At 70.0% G+C, this 6,368-nt stretch carries 7 protein-coding genes; all 7 read right to left on the bottom strand.

Features of this window, described 5'->3' with window-relative positions:
• Positions 1–127: 127 nt before the first annotated feature.
• A complete protein-coding gene (gene folK, locus HG543_RS50290) occupies positions 128–652 on the bottom strand; it encodes a 2-amino-4-hydroxy-6-hydroxymethyldihydropteridine diphosphokinase (protein WP_169352108.1) in 525 nt (174 codons plus the stop codon).
• Positions 649–1,422 carry a fumarylacetoacetate hydrolase family protein gene (locus tag HG543_RS50295; protein WP_169352109.1) on the bottom strand — a complete coding sequence of 258 codons (774 nt, stop codon included), beginning with the start codon at positions 1,420–1,422 and terminating at the stop codon, positions 649–651. Before HG543_RS50295 ends, folK begins: the two co-directional genes overlap by 4 nt.
• Complete coding sequence (dapB, locus tag HG543_RS50300; RefSeq protein WP_169352110.1) at positions 1,419–2,234, bottom strand: 4-hydroxy-tetrahydrodipicolinate reductase; 816 nt, start codon at positions 2,232–2,234, stop codon at positions 1,419–1,421. Before dapB ends, HG543_RS50295 begins: the two co-directional genes overlap by 4 nt.
• A 61-nt stretch (positions 2,235–2,295) precedes the next feature.
• Entirely contained in the window at positions 2,296–3,183 is an 888-nt protein-coding gene (dapA, locus tag HG543_RS50305; protein ID WP_169352111.1) for a 4-hydroxy-tetrahydrodipicolinate synthase, read from the bottom strand.
• A 16-nt stretch (positions 3,184–3,199) separates the two neighbouring features.
• Positions 3,200–4,441 carry a diaminopimelate decarboxylase gene (gene lysA / locus HG543_RS50310; RefSeq protein WP_169352112.1) on the bottom strand — a complete coding sequence of 414 codons (1,242 nt, stop codon included), beginning with the start codon at positions 4,439–4,441 and terminating at the stop codon, positions 3,200–3,202.
• The gene (locus tag HG543_RS50315; RefSeq protein WP_211194730.1) at positions 4,438–4,689 is read right to left on the bottom strand and encodes a hypothetical protein; all 252 of its coding nucleotides are present in this window, start codon (positions 4,687–4,689) and stop codon (positions 4,438–4,440) included. The genes lysA and HG543_RS50315 overlap by 4 nt, the downstream gene beginning before the upstream one ends.
• A gap of 2 nt (positions 4,690–4,691) precedes the next feature.
• Positions 4,692–6,368: TIGR04551 family protein (locus HG543_RS50320; protein ID WP_169352113.1), on the bottom strand; the 1,677-nt coding region annotated here is incomplete at its 5' end.

Raw genomic sequence — 6,368 nt, forward strand, 5'->3', positions numbered from 1 at the left:
CCTTTTAAAACTAATGACACAAAAATATTTTTTACCCTCTCTGTTTTTGTCAGAAGAGAGAGGACGGCGGGCAGATTCGTGGGCTCGGCGGCGAGCAGCGCCGCGGTGGCCAGGGCAAGGGACAGGTTCATGAGTCGTTGCTCGGGTAGCTCGCTTCGGGCCAGCAGTGGGCCTCGCTCCGGCGGACGTCCTGCGGGGCGAGTTTCCCGAGGAGGTCCTTCACGGTGGCACCCAGCACCGGGTGCACCAGGTGCGGCGCCAGCTCGGCCAGCGGCTCGAGCGCGAAGCGGCGCTTGTGCAGCTCCAGGTGGGGCACCTGGAGGTTCGGGTCGGCCACCACCTGGCCCTCCCAGAAGAGGATGTCCAGGTCGATGGGACGCGGGCCCCAGCGCTCCTCACGGCGCCGCCCCTGGTCCTTCTCGATCTGCTGGAGGATGCCCAGCAGCCGCTGGGGCGGCAGGCCGCACTCCAGGGCCACCACCGCGTTGAGGTAGCGCGGCTGCGGCGGCCCCACGGGGGCGCTGTCGAAAAGGGAGGAGCAGCGGAGCACCGCCACCGCATCGATGCGGGACAGCGCGGTCAGGGCGTCGACGAGGTGGGCCTCGCGGTCTCCCTCGTTTGAACCCAACCCCACGTAGACGGTGTCGCTCACGGCTCCATCTCAACCGGGTTGACCAGGGTCCCGATTCCCTCGATCTCCACTTCCACCGAATCTCCCGCCTGAAGCCTGCCCACCCCGGAGGGAGTCCCCGTGCTCACCATGTCACCCGGCAGCAGCGTCATGATGTGGGAGATGAAGGACACCAGGCGGGCGGTGTTGAAGATCATGTCGGACGTCCTGCTGTCCTGACGCACCTGCCCGTTCACCCGGCAGACAATCCGCAGGTCCGCCGGGGACAGGCCCGTCACGGCCCAGGGCCCCGCGCACGCGAAGGTGTCGTACCCCTTGGCGCGGGTGTGCTGCACCTCGCGCTTCTGGATGTCGCGCGCCGTCACGTCGTTGAAGCAGGTGAGGCCCCAGATGGCGCGGGCGGCCGTCGTCTCGTCGGCGTTCTTCAGCCGCTCGCCGATGACGAGCGCCAGCTCCGCCTCGTAGTGCACCTCCTGGCTCGCCTTCGGAATGCGGATGGGCGAGCCCATGCCGTTGAGGGCGGTGGAGGGCTTGGTGAAGATGAGCGGCTCGGGCGGGACGGGCTTGCCCATCTCCTCCGCGTGCTTGCGGTAGTTCTGCCCGATGCACACCACCTTGGACGCGTCCGCGGGCACCAGCAGCGTCAGCGCCGACAGCGAGCGGCGCAGGCCGGTGTCCTTCCCGCCCGCCCAGGGCGCCGCGGAGAGCACCACCACCTCGGAGCCCTCGACGCGGCCGTGGTGCGCACGGCCCTCGTACAGGAAGCGGCAATAGCGCGCGGTCGTCGTCATGCGGTCCTCTGGAAGCCGAGCACGTCGGCCATGTCATAGAGCCCCGGCGCCCGGCCCACCACCCACCTCGCCGCCCGCAGCGCCCCCAGGCCGAACTGATCCCGGCTGGTGGCCCGGTGCGTGAGCTCGATGCGCTCGCCCTCTCCGAAGAAGAACACCGTGTGCTCGCCCACCACGTCCCCGCCCCGCAGCGTCTGCACGCCAATCTCGCTGGCCGGCCGCGCGCCCACCATGCCGTGGCGCGCGAAGGTGAGGTCCTCGTTGGAGCGCCCCAGCGCCCCGGCCAGCACCTCCGCCAGCCTCAGCGCGGTGCCGCTGGGCGCGTCCTTCTTCATGCGGTGGTGCGCCTCCAGCACCTCCACGTCGAAGCCCTGCCCCAGCACCCGCGCCAATTCCGCCGCCATGCGGAAGACGACGTTGACGCCCACGGACATGTTGGGCGCGGCCACCACGGGAATCGTCTTCGCGGACTCGGCCAGCGCCGCCGTGGACTCGGGGGTGAAGCCCGTGGAGCCCACCACCAGCGCCACGCCGCGCGCCGCGCACAGCTTCGCGTGGGCCACGCTCACCTCGGCGCTGGTGAAGTCGACGACGACGTCCGCCTTCGCGGCGTCCAGCGCCTTGCCCAGGTCGTCCACGACGGGGACTTCCATGGCGCCCAGCCGCGCGGCCAGGCCCGCGTCCAGGCCCACGGTGGTGCTGCCCGGGCGCTCCGTGGCGCCCACCACCCGCAGGTCCTCGGCGTCACGCGCCAGGCGCAAGAGCGTGCTGCCCATGCGGCCGGTGACGCCGGTGATGACGGTGCGAATCATGTCTGCCGCGCTCCTGAGGGTGAGGAATCGACGCTGGGGTCTTCCGGAGCCGAGAAGGGCTTCAGCCCTTCAGCAGCCCCAGGTGGCGCAGCTCCGCCTGGAGCTTCGCCGCGTTGGTCTCCGTCATCGGCACGAGCGGCAGCCGCACTTCCGGACCGAACAGCCCCATGAGGTGCAGCGCCCACTTCACGGGGATGGGGCTGGACTCGATGAAGAGCAGCCGGTGCAGGTTGTTCATCCGCACCTGGATGTCGCGCGCCTTGGCGATGTCCCCCGCGCGCGAGAGCGCCACGAGGTCCGCCATCATCCGCGGCGCCACGTTGGAGGACACGGAGATGACCCCCTTGCCGCCGCAGGCGATGAAGGGCAGCACGGTGAAGTCGTCGCCGGACAGCAGCGTCATCCGCTCGCCGCACTTCTCCAGGATTTCGAGCGCCCGGAACATGTTCCCCGTGGCCTCCTTGATGGCCACCACCTCGGGGATGTCGCACAGGCGCTGCACCGTCTCCGGCAGCATGTCCACGCCGGTGCGGCCCGGCACGTTGTACGCGACGATGGGGAAGCCCGGGTGCGCGCGGGCAATCGCGCGGAAGTGCTCCACCAAGCCCGCCTGCGTGGGCTTGTTGTAGTACGGCGTGACGATGAGCGTGCCGTCCGCGCCCGTCTCGCGCACGCGCTTGACGCCCTCGATGGCCTCCGCGGTGCTATTGGAGCCGGCGCCGCCCACCACCCGGGCGCGACCCTTCGACTCCTCCACCGCCACTTTGACGGCGCGGGCGCGCTCGTCGGAGGTCATGGTCACCGACTCACCGGTGGTGCCCATGGGAATCAGGACGCTGGTGCCACCCTCAACCTGGTAGCGCACCAGGGCCCGGTACGCCTGCTCGTCGAATGCCCCGTCGCGAAACGGGGTGGCGAGCGCCGTCATGGAGCCTTCGAAGGTCTTCATGCCGGCGCTTATACGTTCAGGCCCGCTCGCCGCGCCAGAGATCCTCAATCCGCTCCCGTTCGCGGACGACCCTCCAGGCCTCCCCGTCCACCATCACCTCGGCCGGCCGGGGTCGGGAGTTGTAGTTGGAAGCCATGCTCATCCCGTAAGCCCCGGCGCTCATGAAGGCGTACAGCTCGCCCGGCTGGGGGAGGACCAGGGGGCGGGCCTTCGCCAGCACGTCGGTGGACTCACACACCGGCCCCACGACGTCCACCTCCACCGCCTTGCCCCGGCGCTTCACCAGGGGCTGGAGGCCGTGGTGGGCCTCGTAGAGGGCGGGGCGGATGAGGTCGTTCATGCCCGCGTCCACCACGACGAACTGCTTCTCGGGCGTCTTCTTCCGGTACAGCACGCGGGTGAGCAGCACGCCGGCGTTGCCCACCAGCGCGCGGCCCGGCTCCAGGATGAGCTGGGCGCCGGTGTCCTTCGTCGCGGCCAGCACGGTGCGCGCGTACTCCTCGGGGGACGGCGGCGTCTCGTCCGCGTAGGTGATGCCCAGGCCGCCACCCACGTCGAGGTACGCCAGCGGATGCTTCTGCGCCTTCAGCTCCCGGTACAGGCCCGCCACCTTGGTGAGCGCGTCGCGCATGGGCGAGGCCTGGGTGAGCTGCGAGCCGATGTGGCAGTCCAGCCCGGCGGCGCGCACGCCCTTCATCTTCTTCGCGCGCGCGTAGAGGGCCACCGCCTCCTCGAAGGGGACGCCGAACTTGGACGTCTTCAGCCCGGTGGAGATGTAGCGGTGCGTGCGCGCGTCCACGTCCGGATTCACGCGCAGCGCGAAGGGCGCGCGGCGGCCCAGGCGGCGGCCCACCGCGTCCAGCGCCTCCAGCTCCTCGGCGCTCTCCACGTTGAAGAGGAGGATGCCCGCGGCCAGGGCCGCCTCCATCTCCTCCTGCGTCTTGCCCACGCCGGCGAACACCGTCTTGCCCGCGTCCCCACCCGCCTGCCGCACCCGGGCCAGCTCGCCCCCGGACACGATGTCGAAGCCGCCGCCCAGCCCCGAGAAGAGCCGGAGGATGGCCAGGGTGGAGTTGGCCTTCACCGAGTAACAGATGAGGTGCGGCGTGTCGCCGAAGGCCTCGGACACCACCCGGAAGTGCCGGGTGAGCGTGGCCGAGGAATAGACGTAGGTGGGCGTGCCCACCGCGTCCGCGATGGCCGTCAGCGGCACGCCCTCGGCGTGCAGCACGCCCTTGCGCCAGTTGAAGTGGTTCACGGTGAGGGTGTCGGATTCTCTTGGGAGCCCGGGACGATGGTGCCCCCATCGAGGCTGGGGCCGGGGGCGATGGTGGGGCCCGACGGCTCGATGGGCCCGCGCTCGGTGTCCTGCTGCGGAGTCGGCTGCGTCTCCGTGGGAGGCGCGGGCGGAGGGCTGGGCGGCCGGGGCGCGCCCTTGATGCCACACGCCCCCAGCGCCAGCACGAGGCTGGAGGCGACACACACGGACGACAGGAAGCGGCGCATGGCTAGAAGTGGATCCCCATCCAGCCGCGGATGGTCTGCGGCGTCTCCAGCTCGGTGCGCAGCAGCGGCTCGAACTCCTGCAGGCCGCCCATGGGGAAGAGGATGCCGTAGGCGGCGCCCGCGATGAAGCCGTCCTCCGTCTTGTAGTCCACGCCCACGTTGGCCTCCACGCCCAGCGCGCGGCTGGTGACGGACGGCGTGGACTCCGCGTAGAGCGCCTGCGAGTAGATGAGGCGGCCGTACAGGTCGAAGCCCTCGGTGATGGTGTACTTGGCCGAAGGCCGCACGTAGAGGGCGTCCGTCACCCCGCCGATGATCTCCCGCCACAGGATGAGGTCCACGCGGTAGTCGCGGTTGAACCGGAAGTTGCGGATGGCGTTGTCGGAGCAGCCGCCCGCGTCGCACCGGTACTGGGGGCCCTCGGGGTCGCCGGGAATGGTGGTGCCACCGGGGCCGGTGCCCTGACGGCCGGGGTAGTTGCCGAAGCCGCTCGCCCTGTCACCCGAGGCGAAGCCGATCTCCAGGCCCAGCGACAGCTTGTTGTTGACCAGCTTCAGCTCGCCCTGCGCCACGCCGCCGAACTGGGCGACGCGCAGGCTCTGGTTCTGCCCCGGGTCGTTGATGCCGCCCACGTCCAGCGCGCGGTTGCCGATGTTGCCCAGGATGGCCGCCAGCTCGAACTCCAGCCGCCAGGTGCGCTCCTCGTACTTCAGCCAGAAGTCGGGGATGTACAGCGCCGCGTCGCGGGGGATGAAGCCCGTGGCCGAGTTGTTCGCGTTGTTGCCGTCGTACTCCCAGTTCTGCGTGCGGTAGGTGAAGTGCAGGCCGTACTGGAGCACGCCCTGGTTGTTCTCCAGCTTGGAGCGGATGACCGGGTCGGTGTCGCGGCGGGCGATGGCAATCACCAGGCCGTGGCTGTCATCCGACTGGGTGAGGTCCACCGACTCGCCCTGGGAGCCGCGCCCGTCCACCACGCCCTCGCCGTTGAAGTCGAGCATGGGCGTGACGTACCAGCCCTCGAAGGGGTTGGTGACGAACTGGATGCGGTCCACCGTGTCGCCGAAGTCGCAGTCGAAGCAGGTGCCGTCGTTGCGCAGCATGCCCAGGCCCCACTGGCTGCCCATGCGGCCGAAGCGCAGGATGCCCACCGGCGTCTTCACCTCGCCGTAGGCGCGGCGGATCTTGATGGAGTCCTCCAGCATGTCCACCGCGGCGTCCTGGCTCTCCGAGAAGATGCCGAAGAGGTTGCGCTGGTCACCCGGGTAGAGGTTGTCCGGCTGCGAGCCCAGGATGACGTTGTCCAGGCCGAGCACCTCCATCTTCAGGCTGACCTGCTCGGAGATGTTGAAGGTGGGCTCCAGGCGCAGCCGCATGTCGGCGAACGACTGGGTGTTCTCCGCGGCGCTGCGCGGCGAGCGCGGGAAGAGCTCCTGGCCGGGCAGCTTGCCCAGGTCGAACTTGGTGAAGAGCGTGGGGCGCAGGCGGAAGAAGCCGTCGAGCGTGAAGACCTCCAGCTTGCGCTTCTCCTCGGGGAACTCCTCGTTCCACTCGCCGGAGTCCACCGACTGCTTCGCCATCTCGGCGCGAATCTCCTCGCGCAGCTCCTCCCGGACGGCGTCCAGGTCCTCCTTGCTGACCGTCCCTCCCTGGGGGGTGCCGGCGGTGGCGGCGGGCTGCTC

Source organism: Pyxidicoccus fallax (genome assembly GCF_012933655.1).
Taxonomy (GTDB): domain Bacteria; phylum Myxococcota; class Myxococcia; order Myxococcales; family Myxococcaceae; genus Myxococcus; species Myxococcus fallax.

Coding starts and splice junctions, on each gene's coding strand:
- HG543_RS50295 (WP_169352109.1), bottom strand. CDS start 1,422: ATGACGACGACCGCGCGCTATTGCCGCTTCCTGTACGAGGGCCGTGCG.
- dapB (WP_169352110.1), bottom strand. CDS start 2,234: ATGATTCGCACCGTCATCACCGGCGTCACCGGCCGCATGGGCAGCACG.
- dapA (WP_169352111.1), bottom strand. CDS start 3,183: ATGAAGACCTTCGAAGGCTCCATGACGGCGCTCGCCACCCCGTTTCGC.
- HG543_RS50315 (WP_211194730.1), bottom strand. CDS start 4,689: ATGCGCCGCTTCCTGTCGTCCGTGTGTGTCGCCTCCAGCCTCGTGCTG.